We start from the raw sequence: 19,198 nt of genomic DNA, 5'->3' as shown, positions 1-19,198 counted from the left end.
CTCGCTCGCGCTTACCGCTTCGTTAACCTTCCTGTGTAAGGAAGAGGCAAGTGGGATTGGTCGATGACGCGCTGACCGATTCACCGGCACAGAGACCACCAGCTGATTGAAGAGGGTTGCGAGGCAATGCCTACCGACAACAACCGTTACGAAAAAGCAGCGCAAGAAGATCGCTGCTCGCCGCGCACACGGCTTACCATTCCGGCGACCCTTCGGGCGTCGGGCGGCCGCGCTTTTCAAAGCGTGGTGCACGACCTGTCGATTAGCGGCTTTAGCGCTGCGTCGATCAACCGCATGCATGAAGGACAGATGTGCTGGCTGACCCTGCCCGGCTTGGAATCGCTCCAGGGCGAAGTCGTGTGGTGGGACAATTGCATTGTTGGCGTTGCGTTTGTCGAGCTGCTCAGCCCGATCGTCCACGACAACATCCTGCAGCGTTATAGCAACCTTGGGGTCCAGCGCCCGATGGCGTGAGCCAATCTGCAGCGACTATGGCGTGAAGGCTATAGTCGCTGCGATATTGCCCCATACCTCACGATTTTCGCCGCTCGTGGCGCTTGGCCAATTGCCGACAACAGTCAGCACCAATCCAGCTTGTGGCACGATCGTGATCGACTGCCCGAAGATCCCTTGCGCGCCGTAAGCGTTGCCCGGATAGGTCCACCACTGATAGCCATAGCCAAACCCGCTATCGCCAAAGTCGACGATTGAGTCGCCTGCCTCGTTGAACCAACCGGCGGGCACGACCCCGGCTGAGGGCCCATTGTCGCCCTCCAGCGCCATAACGCCCATGCGAGTGTAGTCGGAGAGGCGTAGCGACAGACAACATCCGCCGATGTTCCCGCCGCGCGGATCGCTCATCCAGAACAAGCCGCCTTCAAAACCGGCAGGTTCGACGATCTTCTCCTGCGCATATTCGGCGAGGCTGAGGCCAACGGCGTTCTCGATCACCATCCCGATCAGGTTGGTTTCGCCGGTCTTGTAGACCCATTTCGTCCCCGGTTCGGTCTCTCGGCCCAGCTGTTTAAGCTGCTCGACCATGGCGTTGGGACCGTATTCGATCACGAAGTCCTGCGTTTTCGCCACATCGCTGTTGGGGTCAGTGTAGTCCTCGTTCCAAGCGACGCCGCTGGTCATGGTCGCGATCTGGCGCACGGTGACGCCGTCATAGGCTGAACCCACAAGCTCAGGCACATAGTCGGTGACGGGGTCATCCAAGCTGGCGATAAAGCCATCCTGCAAAGCCGCCCCCAGCAAGGTCGAGGTAAAGCTTTTCGCGACCGAGAAGCTAGTCCAGCGTCCCTCGGCTGAGAAGCCCAGCCCATACTCCTCAAACCGCACGCCGCCCTTGTGGTAGACCATTACGCCTGCCGCTCCGGTGTCGGCCATCGCCTGGCGGATGCGCTCAACCAGCGGCGCGGGCAGTGGCGCCCCCTCGCCCAGATCACGCGGAGTGGTGGCCGCAGGAACCTCGTGCCCTGCAAACCAATTCTCCATCTCGCGGAACCGCGCGGACCGCTCAGCATCCGACCAGAACAGCACTTGCAGATCGGCGGGATCATGCTCTGGCGGAGTGGTCAGCTCAACTGCAGCGAGCGGGGCAGGAGCGCTGTCCACGCCCTCCGCCGTGCCATAGCTGCATGCGGTCAAAGAGAGCGCCGCGCCTGCGCTCAACAGAGCCTTTGTCATGTTCATTGCAGCCATTGCTCGTCCTCTCAATTCTTCACTAACGTCACTTGGTGCACGTCGATATTGCCGCTCAAGAATCCTGCCTCGCAATAAGAGAGGTAGAACTTCCAGAGGCGGATGAAGCGATCATCAAAGCCTTCGGGCAAGCGCCCTTCCCTGACCGCCGCGTCAAACCGTTCATGCCACACTTTCAGCGTCGCAGCATAGTCGCGGCCAAAGTCGACCTGATCGTGCCATTCGAGCCCGCGCCGCTCAGCCAGCGCGCGAAACTCGCTGGTGCGGATCAGCAATCCGCCGGGAAAGACATAGGCTTGGATGAAGTCGGTGGTCTTGGCGTAATCGTCAAACAGGTCGTCCGCGATGGAGATGTACTGGATTGCCGCCCGCCCGCCGGGTTTGAGGTTACGCGCAACACAATCCATGAATTGCGGCCAGTAAGAGCGGCCCAGCGCCTCCACCATCTCGACGCTGGCAATGGCGTCGTAGGAACCGGAGACATCGCGATAATCCTGCTTGCGGTAGTCGATAGTGTCGGAGGTATGCGTGCGGGCATAGGCCAGCTGTTCGTCTGAGAGGCTGATCGCGGTCACGTCCACCAATCCTGGCGCACCGCTCGCTGCAATCCGCTCAGCGAGCGAGCCCCAACCACAGCCGATCTCGAGCACGCTTTTTGCGCCCTCCAACCGGTCGACGATCCCTTGGTGCTTGCGCGCCTGTGCTGCCTCAAGTCCATCGTCCAGAGAGCCCAGCGCACTGGAATAGGTCATCTGCGGGTCGAGCCATTGCTCGTAGAAATCATTGCCAAGATCGTAATGGGCCGAGATGTTCCGCAGCGAACCCGCGCGATTGTTGCGGTTGAGCCAGTGCGCGATCCGCCCCGCCCACTTGGCCGCTCCCGAAGAGCGCGCGGTGTCGCCCAGAGTGCGCACATTTGCCGCCATCAGCGCCAGCAGAGCGGTGTGGTCAGGCGATTCCCACTCACCCGCCTCATAGGCCTGATAGAAACCGATAACGCCGCCGGTCGCGAGCCGTAAGAGCGCGCGCCAGTCGTTGACCGTGATCTCAGCCTCAAACCCAGGCGCACGGCCACCCAGCGCGCGCACCGTCCCGTCAGGCAGCCGAGCGATCATCACTCCGCTGGCGAGACCTTCGTCGACCCGGTCAATGATTTTCGAAAAGCCCGGCGCGATCAGGCGGGAGAAGAAACCGGGAGCAGGCGCGAAACGTTCGCCGCCATTGAGCAGCGCCGCGCCGCGCACGTCCTGTCTGTGAAACTCCCTAGCTCCCATGCGCCTCTCTTAAGCGGGAGGCTATGATGCTCGCAAGAGGCGCTATTCGCCCTTCATCGCCTTATACGCAGCCAGCGCGCGTTCGCGCGCTTCGCGGTGACCGATGATTTTGGGCGGATAACCTTTGGGCAGACAACCGTGATCCTCGGGATCGTGGATATAGGGTTCGTCCAAGTCTGCCAGTTCAGGGACATAGGTGCGGATATAGTCCGCGCAGTCGAACTTCTCCGATTGGGTGAGCGGGGCCATGATCCGCACGAACATGTTCGAATCGACCCCTGTGCCTGCGGTCCACTGCCAATTGGTCGCGTTGGAGGCGTAGTCGGCATCGACCAGCGTGTCCCAGAACCATTGCTCGCCGTGCCGCCAGTCGATCAGCAGGTGCTTGATGAGGAAGCTGGCCGTGATCATCCGCACACGGTTGTGCATCCAACCCGTCTGCCACAGTTGCCGCATCCCGGCATCGACGATCGGATAGCCGGTCTCGCCCTTTTGCCATGCATTGAAGTCGCGCGCGGCGTCCTCGTCCGTTTCAGGATCGCGCCATTCGATATGGTCGAAATCCTCGCGGTAATTGTCGCGGGCATAGAGTGGATATTGCGCGATCGTGTTCTGCGCATATTCGCGCCAGATCAGCTCGCTTTCGAAGACGAAGGCGCCCTTGGAGGTTTTGTCTTTAAGATGATGCCAGACTTGGAGCGGAGAGAGCTCTCCGAAATGCAGGTAGGGTGAGAGGCGCGAAACCTTGTCCTCTGAGGGAAAATTGCGGCGGTCTTCATAGTCGTCAACATGGGCTTCCCATTCGGAGAGCCGTTGATGGGCTGCTTCCTCACCGACCTGCCAAAACTCGCGCATGCCCCCTGCCCAGTCCGGGCGGGTGGGAAGGAGGTTCCAATCCTCCAGCGCGTCACTGGCAGGCCATGTAGCGGGCGCTTCAAGTCTGTCCGGTGCAGGCACCAGATCGCGCGGCGGGAACGCGGCACGCACGGCGCGGCTATAGGGCGTATAGATCTTGTATTGCCCGCCAGTTCCGGTCGTCACCGACCCCATGGGCAGCAGGTAATTGCCCTCGTAAAGCTGGAGGTCGAGCGTCTCTGCGATGCCCTTTTGCGCGTTACGCCACCACGGTTCGTAGTGCCGGTTGGCATGGACGGTATTTGCACCTGTCTCCTCTGCGACAGAGAGGATTTCCTCCACCGCATCCCCTTTGCGCAGGATCAGCTTGGAACCCAGCGCCTCAAGGCTTTTGCCCAGCTTCTCCAGCGAGTGGTGCAGCCACCAGCGTGATGCTCCGCCATAGGCATGCGTCTTGGCGCGCTCGTCATCGAGGACATAGACCGCGACGACGGGGCCAGCCTTGGCGGCTTCAAACAGGGCGGGATTGTCAGCCACGCGCAGATCGCGCCGCAGCCAGACCAGTTGGGTATCACTCATGCAAAGGGAAGCGCATCACTCGGGAACGAGTTCCTGACATTGCATTTCGGGAAGATAGACAGAGAACCGCTCCCTTGCGCGCGGGTCGTAGAAACGCGCATCGCGCAGCACCATGGACCCGTCGCGAAGCCCTTCGGCGAGGGGTGCGCGAGACCAGGTGAGGAAAGCGTCTAGGTAGGAGTTCTCTTTGCGAGCCTCGGTGAAGTCGGGGAGTTCGCATTGGACAAGCTCGGAATTGTAATAGCCTTCGCCCCAGTCGGTGCCATCCCAAGAGCTCGAAATCCAGCGCCCGGAACCCAGCTGCGCGATGTGCTCGCGTTGCCAAGAGGCAATTGGCGCAGGCGAGGCAATGTAGCGCTCGGGATAGGGTGGCGCATATTTGCCGCCGACATTGTTGGCGAAGAAGGTGACGCCGATATTGGCGGCGATGTAGAGCAGGGCCAACACGCCCCCGATCCGCGCGGTGCCCGAAGCGCTGCCGCTCTTCTTCTCGCGTCGGACCGATAGCCAAACCGTCAGGCCCAACAGCGCCCACAGCCACACATCGATGATGAACAAAGTATCGCCGTAATACCAGGACTTGTCGAAGGGGTAGAGGAAGCGCACACCATAGACGTTCAGCCAATCCATCAGGCTGTGCGACAGCGCGCCGATCACCCCGAGGATGTAGAGCCACAAGAAGCGCACCGGGTCGCGGTCCTTGGGCCGCTTTCCGCGCCCGTCCTGCCACTTGTCAAAGCCCCAGAGCAGGGCTGCGAGCCCCACCGGCAACAGTAAAATCCCAAGCGGGCCATGCGTGATCCCACGCCGGAAACCCAGTGTTTCCTGCCCGTCGAGCCACAGCATGCTCACCACATCAATGTCGGGAAGATTGGCCCCAAGGACAAGCGCGATCACGCCCAATCCGGTCTTCTTCTTCAGCCCCGCTTGCGCCATCACTGCGCCTGTCAGGCCATGCGTCAGGTTATCCATTTGCAACTGATTAGCCATGGTGCAAAGGTCCGTCAAAACGCAATTGGAGTAACGCGTACATGGCTGACACGCCCTTCCCCTTCATCCGTCCGGACATGAAGGCATTCCTCGACGCGCTCGCCGCGATGAATGGCCCCAAGATCAATGAGATGACGCTGGAGGAAGCGCGCGCATCCTATGTCGCTTTGCACGGCATGGCCGACCGCCCGGCGCGGGAATTGGCGGTGATTGAAGACCTTTTCTGCCCCGGTCCCGAAGGCGACATACCCCTGCGGCTCTATGACGCGCGCGAGAAGCGCAAGGCCGGACCCATCGTCACGTTCTTCCACGGCGGCGGCTTTGTGATCGGAGACTTGGAGACCCATCACAATTTGTGCACTGAGATCGCCGAATTGATCGACCTGCCGGTGGTCGCGGTTGACTATCGCCGCGCGCCAGAGGCCCCCTTCCCCGCTGCGATTGAGGATTGTGAAGCCGCCGCGCGCTGGGTCGCGTCCTCTCCCAAGAAACTGGGGCGCAAGGCATCCGGGATCATCACCATTGGCGACAGCGCTGGCGGCAATGCCTCGATTGTGGTGAGCCAACTGCTCGCCACCAAGCCGGCCGATGTGCCCGTAGTGCTGCAAGTCCCGATCTTCCCGCTCGCAAGCGCGGTGGAGGGGTCGGCCAGCTTTGCACAATTCGCCGACGGTTTCGTTCTCACCCGCACCGCCATCGAGTTCTTTGATGCTGCCTACAAGGCCGACCGCAAAGACCCGCGCGGCTTCCCGATCTTGGGCGACCATTCCAAAACACCGCCAACAGTCCTCGTCACCGCCAGCCTCGATCCGATCCGCGATTCCGGGCGCGATTATGCGAAGGCGCTGGCTGAGGCGGGTGCGGATTTCACATTCCTTGAGATGAAGGGCGTCACCCACTCCTTCACCAATCTACGCGCCGCTGTCCCGAGTGCTCAGGGCGATCTTGAGCGGATCATTGCGGCGATGAAGTTGCATCTGAAGAGCGCTTCCAAATGAGCATTAACCCAGAAAGTCTCCCCTACCGCCCCTGCGCCGGCTTCATGCTCGTGAACACCGACGGCAAGGTCTTTGTCGGCGAACGCATCGACAAGCGCGCCCATGGTTTTTGGCAAATGCCTCAAGGCGGGATCGACAAGGGCGAAGACCCCGAAACCGCCGCTTTGCGTGAGCTATGGGAGGAGACAGGGATCGGTTCGAAGCTGGTCGAAGTGGTGGCTGGCACGTCCGAGCCACTCGCCTATGACCTCCCGCCCGACCTGCTGGGCAAGGTGTGGAACGGCAAGTATCGCGGACAGATCCAGCACTGGTTCCTGGGCCGCTTCAAAGGCCAGGACAGCGACATTGACCTCGCCGCGAATGGGCACCCGGAGTTCAAGGACTATCGCTGGGTCGATCCGGGCGATCTTGTCGAGCTGATCATCCCGTTCAAGCGCGAGGTCTACGAACGTGTCGTAGCGGAGCTTGGCCCCCACATTTGATCACTTCTCGAAGCGGAAGATTATCCGGTCGCGGTCGTCCTTCTTACGGGCTGACTGGAAGCTTTCCAGCGCTTCAATCCGGTCGAACCAGCTAAGGATGTTAGGGTAGCCTTCGAACAGCCCCTTATCGCGCGCGGCATACATCGGATAGACCAGCGTGATATCGGCGGTGGTCAGGTTGTCGCCGCCGAAAAAGGGTTGCTTGCCAAGGTCTTCATCCATCAGTTTGAACATCGCATCATTGCGCGGGTTCAGGAAGATCTTGCGCACCTGCCCGAACACCGCCTTCAACAGCGCGCTGATCGGCCACGGCGTGCGCATCTCCAGCAGATTCAGCACCATCGCGATGCCCTGCATGTTCATCAGCGAGCCCGCAGAGGCGTGATACCAGAACAGGTGCCGCGCGCGGTCTTTGTGCCCTGCTCCCGGTTGCAGCGGATGACCTGGATGGCTGTCCATCACATAGTCGATGATCGCATTGCTCTCCGCCAGAACCAGATCGCCATCGGTCACAACCGGAGCCGTGCCCAGCGGCGACAGAGCCTTGTAATCATCGGGCGCAAGGTTGCTTTCAGGATCGCGGTCGTAGCTCTTCAGCTCATATTCCGCGCCCAGCGCCTCCAGCAGCCACAGGATGCGGAAGCTTTGCGAATATTCAAGGTGGTGCAGCGTCAGCATGGGCGCGCTCCTTTTAGTGGATTGATCTGCGCGGTCTTACGGAGTGACCGCTGGTTCTTCAGCGCTCTCAGCAGCAAGGCGCGCCGGTGGGCCTGCATCAATGCTGGCTTGCAAAGCGAGCGTTTCAGGGCAGCTATTGCCGCACAGGCTTTCAAGCCGGGCGAGATTGCGCAGCGCTTGTTCGACCGCGCCCCGCTCCATCAGAGCTGAGCCCTCGCCAGAAATCGCCGCAAAATTGTCGGGATCGCGGTCCAAAGCCTCGCGATAATAGGTGATCGCCTTGCCTTGCAGACCATCTGCGCGCGCGGCTTCTGCCAATTCGATGAAGATCGGAGTGTAGGCCGGGTCGACAGCAAAGGCCGCCTCAAACGCGTCAATTGCGGCCTGTGTATCGCCTTGCGCCAATGCGGCACGGCCTTGCTCGATCAGAACCGCCGCGCGTGGATTTGGCTCAACAGGTCCTGCGCTGGTCACACTTGCCGATGTTGCGAGCAACAGCGAAAGGGCAGCGGCAGCGGGCGCGAAACGCATCAAAAGGTCCTTCACATTGGAAGCCCGAGAGGGTGCAGGCTCAGCCATCGGCTACTCGGCTAACATGCAAGCGCCAGATTTGCGACAAAAAAGCCGTCCGTCCCGTCGTGATGCGGGGTCATGCGCAGGCCATGGCCACGCTTGCGCCCAAGGGGAATGTCGATGGGGAGAGCCTCGTAACCAGAGTGACGGGTGAGGAATGCCTCAACCTGCCCCGCGCCCTCCTCATCCAGCAGCGAGCAAGTGACAAAGGTGATTGTACCTCCCGGCCGCACCAATTGCGCGGCGAGGTCAAGGACATGGGCCTGCAAGGCAGTGAGGCGCGCGAGCTCTGCCTTGTCGAGCCTCCAGCGGCTCTCCGGATTGCGCCGCCACGTGCCACTGCCAGAGCATGGCGCATCGACGAGCACGCGGTCGGCCTTCCCCTGCCAATCGGACAGCGCCTCCATCTCTCGCTTCGGGTCGAGCAAGACGGTGTGGTCGACCTGAGCCCCCGCTTTGGCAGCGCGCGGGGTGAGATTGCCTAGGCGCCGTTTGTCCGTGTCAGCTGCGACAAGGCTCACCGCATTGCCAAAGCGTGCTGCCAGCGCGAGGGTCTTGCCCCCTGCCCCTGCGCACAGGTCGATGATCGTCTCACCCGCCTCAGCCGGAACCGCTTCGCAAACCCATTGGCTGCCGTGGTCCTGCACTTCGATCAGGCCATCGCGAAATGCGGGCCATTGCTCAACCTGCGTCCCGGTTTCGTAGCGCAGAGCTTGAGGTGCGGAGAGCGGCTCGCCCGCTTCGGGCAGTTCCAGCGTCTCGCGGTCGGCCTTGAGAGCATTGACGCGGATATCCAGCGGCGCGCGGCCCAGCAGAGCGTCGGCCTCTGCACCGGTGAGGTCAGAGGCTTTGAGGCGCTCCATCAGCCAGTCGGGAGCCGTTCCCGTGAAGGCCGCAAACTCGCCTGCCTCGATCTTGGAAGGACCGTGGGTTGAGCCGTCAAACAGAGCAGGCAGAGCCTCATCCTGCGTCGCCAGCGCCAGCATTGCCGCGCGCCCATTCTCCGGCACCGGCCCGCAGAGGCGGATCGCTTGGTAAACCAGATCGCGCACCGCCCGCCGGTCCTTGGAACCGGCATAGCGCCGCTGTTTGAAATAGGCAGAGATCAACCGGTCAGCTGGCGCGCCTTTGTTAGTCGCCCCATCGATGATCTGGTCAAGCAGTTCTATCGCAGCCTGAACGCGAGCAGCGGGTGTCACTGAACGGCGTGCCCGTTGGACTCATACAGCTCCCGAAACTCCTGATCGGATGGCAACCCAAAGCAGCGATGTTCATAGCGTGCGCCGCTCTGCTCGCTCGCAACTTCAGTCATCCGCGCTGCCATTTTCGCGCCCGCCGCCTCACACTCTTCCATTGAGCCAAAGACGATCTCGGGCCGCTGTAGATCAATCTCGCCCGGTTTGTCGGGATGCCAGCCAAGTATGAATAGCATTACTGGAATGATTTCAATCATGCGGCGTTCCTAACGAGTCGGGTAATTCGGAGCTTCGCGCGTAATCGCAACGTCATGGACGTGGCTCTCCGAAAGGCCCGCATTGGTAATCCGCACGAATTGCGCGCGGTTTTTAAGCTCTTCAATCGTGGCGGAGCCGGTATAGCCCATCGCTGCCTTGATCCCGCCGACCAATTGGTGGACGACATTTGCGGCAGGGCCCTTGAACGGGACCTGACCCTCAATCCCTTCTGGCACGAGCTTCTGCTGCGAGATGTCCTGTTGGAAGTAACGGTCAGCCGAACCGCGTGCCATTGCGCCAACGCTGCCCATGCCGCGATAGGCTTTGTAGGAGCGGCCTTGGTAAAGGAAGACCTCTCCCGGGCTTTCGGCTGTCCCTGCCAGCATGGAGCCAACCATGACGGTTGAGGCCCCTGCCGCAAGCGCCTTGGCCGCGTCGCCTGAAGTGCGAAGGCCGCCATCGGCAATGACGGGAACGCCAGACTTCGCCGCTTCCTGAGCGCTGTCCATAATCGCGGTGAGCTGCGGAACGCCGACGCCTGCGACAACGCGCGTGGTGCAGATTGAGCCGGGGCCGATCCCGACCTTTACCGCGTCAGCGCCAGCATCGACCAGCGCGCGGGTGGCCTCGGCAGTGGCGACGTTGCCCGCGACCACCTGCACTGAGTTTGAGAGGCCCTTCACCCGCTCCACCGCCTTCGCCACGTCGCGATTGTGGCCATGGGCGGTGTCGATCACGATGACATCGACCTCTGCATCAACCAAGGCCTCGGTCCGGGCAAAGCCTGCATCGCCAACCGTGGTCGCGGCAGCAACGCGGAGGCGGCCCGCATCGTCCTTGGTCGCGTCGGGGTAATTAACCGCCTTCTCGATATCCTTCACGGTGATGAGGCCGATGCACTTATAGTCATCGTCCACCACCAGCAGCTTCTCAATCCGGCGAGCATGAAGCAAACGCCGCGCGTCTTCCTGGCCAGTGCCCAGCGGGACGGTTGCAAGGTTCTCGGTCGTCATCAGCTCACGCACGGGCTGCATCGGGTTCTCGGCAAAGCGCACATCGCGGTTGGTGAGGATACCGACCAGCTTGCCGCCCGCATCGGTCACGGGGATACCGCTGATCCGGTGCTGATCCATCAGCGCCTGCGCATCGCCCAGCACCGCATCGGGCGCAATCGTGATGGGGTTCACGACCATGCCGCTCTCAAACCGCTTCACTGCACGCACCGCCGCGCATTGCTCATCCACGTCGAGGTTGCGGTGGAGCACACCAATCCCGCCCATCTGCGCCATCGCAATCGCCATGTCGGCTTCGGTCACGGTGTCCATCGCGCTGGAGAGCACGGGGATGTTGAGCGCGATGTCGCGGGTCAGTTTGGTCTGAGTGTTGGCCATGCTCGGCAGCACGTTGCTCTCCGCCGGGCGGAGAAGAACATCATCAAAGGTAAGGCCGAGGGGAATATCCATGTGCACGCTGACTTTCTTTGGGGCTTTCTTGTCGAAAGAACGAATCGTGCAAGGCCGTGTAGGATGGCTTGGCCCTGCGCGCTAGGCCTTGAAACCCGCTTTCTACGATATTGTGACGCTCAGGGCGTGTAGTCTGCGGTTGAGGCGATCCGGCGGATTAATTCCTCATGCAGCAGGAGGTCATCAACGGCCCCGCCCAGCTCCAACCCCTCTGCCTCATCACTGGGGCGGTGGTAGTCGGTTGCGAGATACGGTCCAAAGGTGATCTCCGAGGCAAAAGAGCTCGACAAGAGCACCGCTGGCACACCCGATTCCAGCAACACCCAGCCATCGTGGCGTTGCAGGTAGCTATTGGCATATTGGCGATTGCCCAGTTGGCGACCAGCATCCACCACCGTCTGCTTGATAATTTCGTCGAGCGGGGTCAGCCCCTCCCCAATGAAGCCCAGCGGCGTTCCCGAAGGCGCGATGGCGACGCTGTCAAAGTTGAACGCAGCAACAATTGTGTCGAGCGGCACTGGTGGGTTCTCCGCAAAAGATCGCGCACCGAACAGGCCTAATTCTTCCGAACTGGTGGCTAGGAAATAGATGTCGCGGTCATGTGGGCCAGCGGCTTTCAGGCGCCGAGCAAGCTCCAGGATCGTGGCGATGCCAGAGGCGTTGTCGACTGCTCCGTTGCAGATGCGGTCTGGCCCGTCGGAGGCGCACTCGCCCAGATGGTCCCAATGCGCCATCAACAGGACCGCGCCAGAGCCGCGCAACTGCCCCGGCAGCATGCCGATGATGTTGTAGCTGGTAAACTCGCGCCGGAAGGCGGTGGCCTCGATGGAGGCGGTTACGCCAAGGGCAACCGGCTCGAAATCACCTTCTGCCGCGCTCTCTCGCAGCCCGACCCATTTGACGCCGCCCAGCGCCTGCACCATCGCTTCGTTGGTGATGTAGCCTTCGGAGAACTCAACCTCTTCGATCGCGCGGCCTATCCGCTCCTGACCGATGGCCCCCGCAAAGCTCGCAACTCTGAATGCATCATCGACGACCGTGATGATCGCAGCGGGCCGCTTTTCGGAGATGGCAACGCGGCGCGCAGGACTAAGGCCCGGTTCGCTCAACATCACGACGACTTTGCCTGTGATTGCCTCCGCAGGCACGTCTTCGCCAAGATAGCCGACAAAGACCACCTCTGCGTCGCTGATCAGATTGCGCGTGCGGTTGGTGAGGACCACGGCGTCTTCATCGGGCAATTCATAGCTGCGCCGCCCGCGTTTGAAGCTGATTGTCCCGCCATCCATACGCAGGCTCACCAGATCGACCGGAGCGCGCCAGGCGCTGCCCGGATCGTTGGTGCCCGATTGGAGGCCCGCAGCCTGCATTTCGCCAATGATGTGGTCGATGGTCAGCGTTTCGCCATCAGTCCCCGGCTTGCGTCCGCCAAATTCGTCGCTGGCCAGAATGGAGATGTCGCGCATCAGCCGCGTCTCAATCGCAGCGCGCTCTTCGGGAGGGACGCTGGCAATGGGCGCGCGGGCACAGCCTGCGATCAGCAGCCCTGCGAAAATGCAGAGGAGAAAGCGTCCCCTAAGCCCCCAGTTTCGCGTCATTCAGCCGTCCAGCCCCCGTCAATGCTCCAGTTTGCGCCCGTAACGTTACCCGCTTCTTCTCGGCAGAGGAATACGGCCAATGCCCCAACCTCATGAGGTTGAACGAATTTTTTGGTCGGCTGCTTGGCGAGGAGAACGTCATTGATCACTTCTTCACGCGACAGGCCGCGCGCTTGCATCGTGTCCGGGATCTGGCCTTCGATCAGAGGCGTCCAGACATAACCAGGGGAGATGCAGTTCGCGGTTACACCAGTCTGAGCGAGTTCCAATGCGATTGTCTTGGTAAAGCCGTCCACCGCATGTTTGCTGGCATTGTACGCACTCTTGAACGGGGATGCGGTTTTGGAGTGGGCGCTGGCCGTATTGATGATCCGGCCCCAAGCCTTTTCCTTCATTGCAGGCACTGCAAGCCGCGTCGTGTGGAAGACCGCGTTCAAGTTGAGGCCGATGATTGCATCCCATTTTGCCGCCGGGAAATCCTCCACCGGAGAAACGTGCTGCATCCCCGCATTGTTGACGAGGATGTCGAGCGGGCCGACCTCCTCCATCATCCCCTCAATCGCGGACACATCGAGCAAATTGGCGCCGTTGTAAGAGGTCCCCAACTCCCCACACAGAGCCGCGATTTCATCGGGGTCTCCAAGGCCGTTGAGGATCACCTCCACCCCTTCGTCGCGCAGCGCGCGGGCGATGGCGAGGCCAATGCCGGAGGTTGATCCGGTGACGAGTGCGCGTTTGCCTGCGAGCGCTTGGCTCTTGTCCATTGCGTTGAACTCCTGCAACTATTGATGACACGAGCTTTTGCCGCGCTCTTCGCTGATGTCCAGCGGTTTAGGCGGCGTAGCTCAATCGGGAGGGGAAAAGCATGCGGCTCAATCCGCTGGATACGTCCAAGGTCAAGGTTCGCGGTGGCGCGGGAGGCGGCAGAGGTCGCCGCGCTGGCGGTGTTGGCTGTGGGGCGATCGTTATCGCTTTGATTGGCGCCGTGATCTTTGGCGTTGACCCTGCGGACACTTTGGCGGTCTTGAGCGGTGGCAATCAGGGACAAGTGGCCTCGTCACAAAGCACGCAAAGCGGTGACATGAGCGAACGCGATCTGTGCTCGACCGGACCCTATGCGATGGAATCGTGCCAGGCCTTGCAAAGCCTCAATGAAACCTGGGAGCCGGAATTCCGCGCTGCTCGTATCCCGTTCCAAGAGCCCGAGCTGATCCTGTACCCGCCCGGTCCGATCAACACGCGCGGCTGTGGCTCGACCACCAGCGCCTCAGGCCCGTTCTACTGCCCGGCAGATTACGGCATCTACATCGAGACAAGCTTCTTCGACCAGCTCGCGCGGATGAGCGGCACGCGCGGCGATTTTGCGCGGCTTTATGTGATGGCGCATGAATATGGCCACCACATCCAGAACCTGATCGGCACCGCCGACCAGATCCGGTCCTTGCAACAACGCAACCCGCAGGCGGGCAACCAGCTGAATGTTCGAATGGAGTTGCAGGCCGATTGCTATGCGGGCGTATGGGCGGGCAAGAACCGCAATCTGCTTGACCCCGGCGACCTTGAGGAAGGCCTGCGCGCAGCCGCCTCTGTCGGAGACGATTTGATCGCGCGCAATTCAGGCCGTCGGATCAATCCGGATAACTTCACTCACGGCACCAGCGAACAGCGTATGGAGGCCCTTCGCCGCGGCCTGCAAAGCGGCAAATCGAGCGCCTGCGACACCTATCTCGACTTTCGCTAGAGCCTAGTCGTTCAGCTCACATAGCAAAGGCCGGCAGGAAGCTTCTCGCCTCCTCCCGGCCTTTCTGTAGGTCTGCGCCAGACCTACCGGGGTAAACCCGGTTTAGCTGTTCGAGCGGCTCCAGCGCTCAATCTGCATGTCGAGTTCGCGCAAGACCTGCTCGCGCACTCGCTCGTCCAAGTCCACCTGTTCTGCGATAGTGGCGCGCGCTTCACGCAGGCCATCGATTGCGTCCGCCATGACCCGCGTGCGGCAGATTTTGACGACCCGAGTGCCATCCGAGTTCTCGACGGTGGTGGTTGCATCGAGATCGCGGGGACTACAGCTCACCTCAACCCGAGTTACAGAACCTTCGACACCGTCAACCGCTTCAAGCGATTCCTCGATGATCTGTGGCAGTTCCTCAATCGTGATGCGCGCTTCTTCGAGGCCTTCACGCATTTCGACCATGATCATCTCGATCTCTTCTTCGGTCATCTCGCCGCTGCGCTGACCTTCGCGCGAGATCACATAGCGCCGCTCGATACGGCGTTCTGCTTCTTCCAGTTCCTGACCACGGCGGGCCATCGTTGTTTCGAGACGGCGCAGCTCGCCATCAAGCCGCCGCAGCTCCGCAGAGGGCTGACCATTCGGATCAATCGTCATGATCGGCGCTTCTGGCGCTAGCGGGGCCTCGGGCGGCAGCGGAGCCGCAGGCGGGGTAGGCGGCGCTGGCGGTGCAGGCACTGCGTTGGGCAATGCGCTTTCAAAAGGGGCTGGCGTCGCGCCGGGGGCGATGGGGGCTTCGCTCGCAGCATAGCTGATCGACGCGGTCAGCGGCAGCGCCAGCACGGCGGCTCCCAGCATTACGCGGCCAGCAAGACGGCGACTTTTCGGGGTGTCGGTCATTTTCAGGCTCCTTAAACGGTGGATGATCGATTTCTCGCCCAGCACCGGACAGGCCATCGGGGCTGTCAGGGCTTGGGTGGAAATGGGGGTTGGGCCAGCGGCGTAGCTGACGATGAGATTGGCGTAGGCTTCCTGGGTCTCTGGCCGCGTCTCGGGGCTTTCCTCGGCCTGCACCGCAGCCATCACGCGGGCGTCACAGGCCGCCTCCTGATCCCGGCGCAGAGCGAGCCAGCCATAGCGGCCCAGCGGATTGAACCAGTGCAGCGCAAAAAGCGGTTGGACGAGGACATTGACCAGCAGGTCCTTGCCTTTGTGGTGCGCAACCTCATGCGCCAGCGCCAAATCACGCGCGCGGCGGTCTGGCTGCGCGAGGAAGCCGGGCGGCAGAGCAATCACCTTGTCGATCACGCCAAACGCCAAGGGCGCATCGGTGGCAGATGTCTCAATCAGCCGGATTGATCCTTCTCTGCCCATCTCTTTCCCAGCGGCGAGCAATTCATCGCGCAGGTCGAAATAGGCGGCAAAGCGGCGGTACAAGAAAATGGCGGCACCGATCAGCCACAGCGCAATAGCAGGCGCAATCAGAGGCTCTATCAAAGCGCTCCAATCCATGCTTGCCATCGGGGTAGTCGCTGGAGCGGGATCGAGTGCCGCCGCCTCAAAGCCCGAGACACTGTCTGGTGTCGCAACTGGAGTGACCGGGTCGAGGGATGGGGTGGTGGTTTCCTGGGTGGGACGCGGCGCCGGGGCAGCGCCCTCCCCTGAGCTCGGTCGCATCCAGGCGGGCAGCTCCAAGGGTGGGACGAACAGTCGCAAGGCAGGCAGCGCCCAAAGCGCATAGGCGAATTGCGGCCCGAACCAGCGCGTAACAGGACGGCGCAGAACAAGGACCAGCGCTATCAACACAGCGGTCCAGACGAGCGTTTCAAGCAGAAACGATTGCAGCCCCGCCCCGCTCATTGCTTCAGCTCCTTCAAGAGCTTTTCAATCTCGGAAAGATCATCCTCTGTAAGCGCTTCTGTCTCTGCCAGATGCGCCACCAACGAGGCGGCTCGACCTCCAAACAAGCGATCGACAAGCCGGCGGGATTCGCCGCCAACATAATCGGCACGCTCAATAGTCGGGGAATAGAGGAACCGGCGGCCATCGGGCTTGGTCGCAATCGCCTGCTTCTGGACCAGGCGGGAGAGCAAGGTCTTGACGGTTGCCAAGCTCCAACCGCGGGCCTCGCACACGCTTTCGCACACTTCGGCGGCGGTTGCGGTGCCACGGTCCCACAGGACCTCCATCACCGCATGCTCTGCTTCGCTGATGCGCTCGGGTCTCTCTTGGCTGGACTTATCCTGAGAAGTGCTCAAGCGGGCCTCCCTTTTGCTTGATTACGCCAATATGATTACAGGTGTAGTCATAACGACTACGAATGTAAACATTGCTCCTACCTGAACGACACCTTTGCCCGCTTGCTTCTCTGCAAAGCGTCCATCACAAAGGACGAATGACTTGGAAGACACTTGCCGCCGCTGCCCTTCTTCTGCCGCTCTCCCTCCCTGCCCAAGCGCAAGATGAGATCTTCGCGATCACCGCGCCAGTGCCGCTCAATCCCGAAGACACCGCCGCCGAGACAGTGGGCGAGCTGATCTACAAAGGGGGCGTGGAGATTGAGCCGGGTGAGGAAGATATCGGCGGGATATCCGGCCTCGAATGGCATGATGGGAAGCTCTACGCGGTCAGCGATGATGGCCACTGGCTGACGATTGAACCCGATGAGCTGGACGGACGACTGATCGACATCCTCGCCATCACACGTGGAGATTTGCGCGATGAGCGCGGGCGCAGGCTGCGCGGCGATGACGCGGATGCGCAGGGAATCACGCGGGATGAAAACGGCAATTGGATGGTGAACTTTGCCGGGGAACCCAAAGTCCTGCGCTACGCTGATCTCTCAGACCGCGCAGAGCTGATCTCCAAAACTGAAGATCCCGACCAGCCCCTCTTTGCAAGCAGCATCGGCATGAGCATCTTCGTCCTGGAGGACGCCGCGCGACCGACCGGGACCGCCTGCGCGAGCGATACCTCCTGCTTTGTCTTGTTCCGAAGCAACATCCCAGAGACGCAAGGCTTCAGCGCCATTTCGGTGATGAGACGCACAGGTCTGATCGAAACACTGGCAACCTTTAAGCCGCCCCTCACCACCGCCGATTTCGCGGGCCTCGCGGTGCGGGAGCAGTTTGGGAAGACCTTCCTCTACATCATCTCGGACAACAATTTCTCAGACGACCAGCGCACTCTGCTGATGAAGTTTGAAGTCCGAACTGAAAAGGTACTGGTCGCCGCTGATCCAGAGCCAGAGGTCAATTACGAAACGCAGGACGTGGTGCTCCAAACCGCTTTGGGAGACATCACGATCCGGCTAGAGACAGAACGCGCTCCGATCACGGCGGCGAATTTTCTGCGCTATGTGGATGAGGGACGCTTTGATGGCACCGTCTTCTACCGCACCATGAAGCTGGACCGGGAGCCCTCACCCAATGGCCTGATCCAGGCGGGTGTGCGCTTTGATCCCGAGCGCCTGTTACCCGACATCCCGCATGAGCCCACGACGCAAACCGGGCTTAGCCACACCAATGGCGCGATTTCCATGGCGATGGGGGAGCCGGGCACGGCCAATGGCGATTTCTCGATCATGGTGCAGGATCAGCTAGGTCTCGATGCGCGGCCCGATGCTGAAGAGCCGGTCTGGCAGAACGGCTATGCGGCGTTTGGCTATGTGATCGAAGGGATGGATGTCGTCTCCGCGATCCACGCTTTGCCCGCTGATCCTGACAAAGGCCAAGGCGTAATGCGCGGACAGATGATTGCGGAGCCGGTTGAGATTATTGAAGCGCGCCGGGTTGAGACAGAAGCGGACGAAGGCGCCAGTTGATCACTCAGCGCTGATGGCGGGCCGTCCGACCGGTGCGCTGGCTTGGCGTGGCATGCGCCCCTCAAGTTCATCAAGCCATGTATCGACCTTTGATCCAATCGCGACCTGAGGGAGTGAGGCGAGCAATCCGAAATTGTACTCCCAGCCTGCGACTGTGGTTCCCGCCTGTGTTGCAGCCTCCTCCAGCGATTGTGGCTGGCGCATCGCATTGTTTATCAGCGCGTCGCCAAAGAAGGTCCAGTCATTCTCCGCCCGGCAACCGAAGGAATTGCGCTCCGCCGATGCCGCAGTCAGCACCGCGCCCTCCTCGCTCGCCAGCGCAGGGACGAAGACGCCTGAGTAGCACGCGCTGATAATGACGAGCCGCCGCTCAATCCCCAATTCCTCCAGCGCGCCCGCAAGCGTCGCTGGGGAGAGCACGCCGTAGCCTGTATCGCCATAGTGATAGGCAAGGCCCAGACGGTTGCCGTGGCTGGTTGTGTAGAGAACCAGAACGTCCTCATCCGTGTCCATCACCTCCGCCACATGGGCGAGCGTCACCAACAGGCTTTCAATATTGCCGCGCGGCAGATCATCGCGCGTGCCGTCGGGGCCAGCGAGAGTCACGGTCCGCCCATCTGCATCATAGCGGCTCGCCAAAACGCGGCCTGTCTCGCGCGCTTCGCGGGCAAAAACCGGATCACTGTCCAGCGCGATTGTCACGACATAGGCATCGACGACGCCTTCGCGCTGCGGTTCCAACTGGCTGAGAGACATGGCGAGACGCCGTTGCTGGGTGAGCAGGTCGAGAGCCGAAGCAGTCCGCTCCATGCGCGGAGACGCCTCAAAGCTTTTCATCATCTCTTCGCGGCTGTTGCCCGACCCAAGATTGGGGAAACGCTGCGTATGCGGCGGAGGCTGATTGGCTCCGTCCTGCGCCTTGGCCGTGCCGATGTCGGTGACAGCGAGAGTGGAGACCAGTGCGAACCCTGTGAGAATGCGTGCAATCATGGCGTGGA

At 61.3% G+C, this 19,198-nt stretch carries 19 protein-coding genes; 5 read left to right on the top strand and 14 right to left on the bottom strand.

Annotation, left to right across the window (positions count from 1 at the left end):
- Window positions 1–126: 126 nt before the first annotated feature.
- Entirely contained in the window at window positions 127–474 is a 348-nt protein-coding gene (locus tag AC0V6X_RS04965) for a PilZ domain-containing protein (protein WP_486183479.1), read from the top strand.
- A 15-nt stretch (window positions 475–489) separates the two neighbouring features.
- On the opposite strand, the gene AC0V6X_RS04960 is transcribed toward AC0V6X_RS04965, so the two are convergent.
- From AC0V6X_RS04960 to AC0V6X_RS04945, 4 genes are read right to left on the bottom strand one after another with little or no spacing between them, the layout of a single operon-like run.
- Window positions 490–1,704, bottom strand: coding sequence for a serine hydrolase domain-containing protein (locus tag AC0V6X_RS04960; RefSeq protein WP_486183478.1), 1,215 nt, complete (start codon window positions 1,702–1,704; stop codon window positions 490–492).
- A gap of 11 nt (window positions 1,705–1,715) precedes the next feature.
- Window positions 1,716–2,978 (bottom strand): class I SAM-dependent methyltransferase, encoded by a 1,263-nt coding sequence (locus tag AC0V6X_RS04955; RefSeq protein WP_486183477.1) that lies wholly within the window; start codon window positions 2,976–2,978, stop codon window positions 1,716–1,718.
- A 42-nt stretch (window positions 2,979–3,020) separates the two neighbouring features.
- Window positions 3,021–4,412: a cryptochrome/photolyase family protein gene (locus tag AC0V6X_RS04950; protein WP_486183476.1), complete on the bottom strand. Its 1,392-nt coding sequence runs from the start codon at window positions 4,410–4,412 to the stop codon at window positions 3,021–3,023.
- Between the two features lie 15 nt (window positions 4,413–4,427).
- Window positions 4,428–5,402: a metal-dependent hydrolase gene (locus tag AC0V6X_RS04945; RefSeq protein WP_486183475.1), complete on the bottom strand. Its 975-nt coding sequence runs from the start codon at window positions 5,400–5,402 to the stop codon at window positions 4,428–4,430.
- 41 nt (window positions 5,403–5,443) lie between these two features.
- On the opposite strand from AC0V6X_RS04945, the gene AC0V6X_RS04940 reads away from it, so the two are divergent.
- Together AC0V6X_RS04940 and AC0V6X_RS04935 are read left to right on the top strand one after the other, a co-directional pair.
- Complete coding sequence (locus AC0V6X_RS04940; RefSeq protein ID WP_486183474.1) at window positions 5,444–6,400, top strand: alpha/beta hydrolase; 957 nt, start codon at window positions 5,444–5,446, stop codon at window positions 6,398–6,400.
- Window positions 6,397–6,882, top strand: a complete 486-nt coding sequence (locus tag AC0V6X_RS04935) for an RNA pyrophosphohydrolase (RefSeq protein WP_486183473.1) — start codon at window positions 6,397–6,399, stop codon at window positions 6,880–6,882. Before AC0V6X_RS04940 ends, AC0V6X_RS04935 begins: the two co-directional genes overlap by 4 nt.
- Here AC0V6X_RS04935 and AC0V6X_RS04930 read toward each other — a convergent pair whose 3' ends face one another.
- The 7 genes from AC0V6X_RS04930 to AC0V6X_RS04900 form a co-directional block, all read right to left on the bottom strand.
- Complete coding sequence (locus AC0V6X_RS04930; protein ID WP_486183472.1) at window positions 6,883–7,560, bottom strand: glutathione S-transferase family protein; 678 nt, start codon at window positions 7,558–7,560, stop codon at window positions 6,883–6,885. It lies immediately after the preceding gene.
- Between the two features lie 36 nt (window positions 7,561–7,596).
- Window positions 7,597–8,091 (bottom strand): tetratricopeptide repeat protein, encoded by a 495-nt coding sequence (locus tag AC0V6X_RS04925; protein ID WP_486183471.1) that lies wholly within the window; start codon window positions 8,089–8,091, stop codon window positions 7,597–7,599.
- A gap of 59 nt (window positions 8,092–8,150) precedes the next feature.
- Window positions 8,151–9,332, bottom strand: coding sequence for an RsmB/NOP family class I SAM-dependent RNA methyltransferase (locus AC0V6X_RS04920; protein WP_486183470.1), 1,182 nt, complete (start codon window positions 9,330–9,332; stop codon window positions 8,151–8,153).
- Entirely contained in the window at window positions 9,329–9,586 is a 258-nt protein-coding gene (locus AC0V6X_RS04915) for a hypothetical protein (protein WP_486183469.1), read from the bottom strand. Before AC0V6X_RS04915 ends, AC0V6X_RS04920 begins: the two co-directional genes overlap by 4 nt.
- Before the next feature lie 9 nt (window positions 9,587–9,595).
- The gene (gene guaB, locus AC0V6X_RS04910) at window positions 9,596–11,050 is read right to left on the bottom strand and encodes an IMP dehydrogenase (protein ID WP_486183468.1); all 1,455 of its coding nucleotides are present in this window, start codon (window positions 11,048–11,050) and stop codon (window positions 9,596–9,598) included.
- A gap of 119 nt (window positions 11,051–11,169) precedes the next feature.
- Window positions 11,170–12,648, bottom strand: coding sequence for a M20/M25/M40 family metallo-hydrolase (locus AC0V6X_RS04905; RefSeq protein WP_486183467.1), 1,479 nt, complete (start codon window positions 12,646–12,648; stop codon window positions 11,170–11,172).
- Window positions 12,645–13,412 (bottom strand): 3-hydroxybutyrate dehydrogenase, encoded by a 768-nt coding sequence (locus AC0V6X_RS04900; protein WP_486183466.1) that lies wholly within the window; start codon window positions 13,410–13,412, stop codon window positions 12,645–12,647. Before AC0V6X_RS04900 ends, AC0V6X_RS04905 begins: the two co-directional genes overlap by 4 nt.
- A gap of 101 nt (window positions 13,413–13,513) precedes the next feature.
- Here AC0V6X_RS04900 and ypfJ point away from each other — a divergent pair, with 101 nt between their 5' ends.
- Window positions 13,514–14,389, top strand: a complete 876-nt coding sequence (gene ypfJ / locus AC0V6X_RS04895; protein WP_486183465.1) for a KPN_02809 family neutral zinc metallopeptidase — start codon at window positions 13,514–13,516, stop codon at window positions 14,387–14,389.
- Between the two features lie 102 nt (window positions 14,390–14,491).
- On the opposite strand, the gene AC0V6X_RS04890 is transcribed toward ypfJ, so the two are convergent.
- Both AC0V6X_RS04890 and AC0V6X_RS04885 read right to left on the bottom strand, forming a co-directional pair.
- The gene (locus AC0V6X_RS04890) at window positions 14,492–16,237 is read right to left on the bottom strand and encodes a M56 family metallopeptidase (protein WP_486183464.1); all 1,746 of its coding nucleotides are present in this window, start codon (window positions 16,235–16,237) and stop codon (window positions 14,492–14,494) included.
- Window positions 16,234–16,635, bottom strand: coding sequence for a BlaI/MecI/CopY family transcriptional regulator (locus AC0V6X_RS04885; RefSeq protein ID WP_486183463.1), 402 nt, complete (start codon window positions 16,633–16,635; stop codon window positions 16,234–16,236). The genes AC0V6X_RS04890 and AC0V6X_RS04885 overlap by 4 nt, the downstream gene beginning before the upstream one ends.
- 137 nt (window positions 16,636–16,772) lie before the next feature.
- Between AC0V6X_RS04885 and AC0V6X_RS04880 the strand changes: the two genes are divergently transcribed.
- Window positions 16,773–18,200 (top strand): peptidylprolyl isomerase, encoded by a 1,428-nt coding sequence (locus AC0V6X_RS04880; protein ID WP_486183462.1) that lies wholly within the window; start codon window positions 16,773–16,775, stop codon window positions 18,198–18,200.
- On the opposite strand, the gene AC0V6X_RS04875 is transcribed toward AC0V6X_RS04880, so the two are convergent.
- Window positions 18,201–19,190 carry a C13 family peptidase gene (locus AC0V6X_RS04875; RefSeq protein ID WP_486183461.1) on the bottom strand — a complete coding sequence of 330 codons (990 nt, stop codon included), beginning with the start codon at window positions 19,188–19,190 and terminating at the stop codon, window positions 18,201–18,203. It abuts the gene before it with no gap.
- Between the last annotated feature and the right edge of the window lie 8 nt (window positions 19,191–19,198).

The sequence above is a fragment of the Erythrobacter sp. S267 genome, assembly GCF_057365045.1.
The sequence above is the reverse complement of the archived record's forward strand: the minus strand, read 5'-3'. Positions and strand labels throughout refer to the sequence as shown.

Bases quoted from the DNA above. Each gene is read 5' to 3' on its own strand.
- ypfJ (WP_486183465.1), top strand. From the start codon at position 13,514: ATGCGGCTCAATCCGCTGGATACGTCCAAGGTCAAGGTTCGCGGTGGC.
- AC0V6X_RS04940 (WP_486183474.1), top strand. From the start codon at position 5,444: ATGGCTGACACGCCCTTCCCCTTCATCCGTCCGGACATGAAGGCATTC.
- AC0V6X_RS04960 (WP_486183478.1), bottom strand. From the start codon at position 1,704: ATGGCTGCAATGAACATGACAAAGGCTCTGTTGAGCGCAGGCGCGGCG.
- AC0V6X_RS04945 (WP_486183475.1), bottom strand. From the start codon at position 5,402: ATGGCTAATCAGTTGCAAATGGATAACCTGACGCATGGCCTGACAGGC.
- AC0V6X_RS04950 (WP_486183476.1), bottom strand. From the start codon at position 4,412: ATGAGTGATACCCAACTGGTCTGGCTGCGGCGCGATCTGCGCGTGGCT.
- AC0V6X_RS04890 (WP_486183464.1), bottom strand. From the start codon at position 16,237: ATGAGCGGGGCGGGGCTGCAATCGTTTCTGCTTGAAACGCTCGTCTGG.
- AC0V6X_RS04935 (WP_486183473.1), top strand. From the start codon at position 6,397: ATGAGCATTAACCCAGAAAGTCTCCCCTACCGCCCCTGCGCCGGCTTC.
- AC0V6X_RS04965 (WP_486183479.1), top strand. From the start codon at position 127: ATGCCTACCGACAACAACCGTTACGAAAAAGCAGCGCAAGAAGATCGC.
- AC0V6X_RS04925 (WP_486183471.1), bottom strand. From the start codon at position 8,091: ATGCGTTTCGCGCCCGCTGCCGCTGCCCTTTCGCTGTTGCTCGCAACA.
- guaB (WP_486183468.1), bottom strand. From the start codon at position 11,050: ATGGATATTCCCCTCGGCCTTACCTTTGATGATGTTCTTCTCCGCCCG.
- AC0V6X_RS04955 (WP_486183477.1), bottom strand. From the start codon at position 2,978: ATGGGAGCTAGGGAGTTTCACAGACAGGACGTGCGCGGCGCGGCGCTG.
- AC0V6X_RS04880 (WP_486183462.1), top strand. From the start codon at position 16,773: ATGACTTGGAAGACACTTGCCGCCGCTGCCCTTCTTCTGCCGCTCTCC.
- AC0V6X_RS04905 (WP_486183467.1), bottom strand. From the start codon at position 12,648: ATGACGCGAAACTGGGGGCTTAGGGGACGCTTTCTCCTCTGCATTTTC.
- AC0V6X_RS04900 (WP_486183466.1), bottom strand. From the start codon at position 13,412: ATGGACAAGAGCCAAGCGCTCGCAGGCAAACGCGCACTCGTCACCGGA.
- AC0V6X_RS04915 (WP_486183469.1), bottom strand. From the start codon at position 9,586: ATGATTGAAATCATTCCAGTAATGCTATTCATACTTGGCTGGCATCCC.
- AC0V6X_RS04930 (WP_486183472.1), bottom strand. From the start codon at position 7,560: ATGCTGACGCTGCACCACCTTGAATATTCGCAAAGCTTCCGCATCCTG.
- AC0V6X_RS04875 (WP_486183461.1), bottom strand. From the start codon at position 19,190: ATGATTGCACGCATTCTCACAGGGTTCGCACTGGTCTCCACTCTCGCT.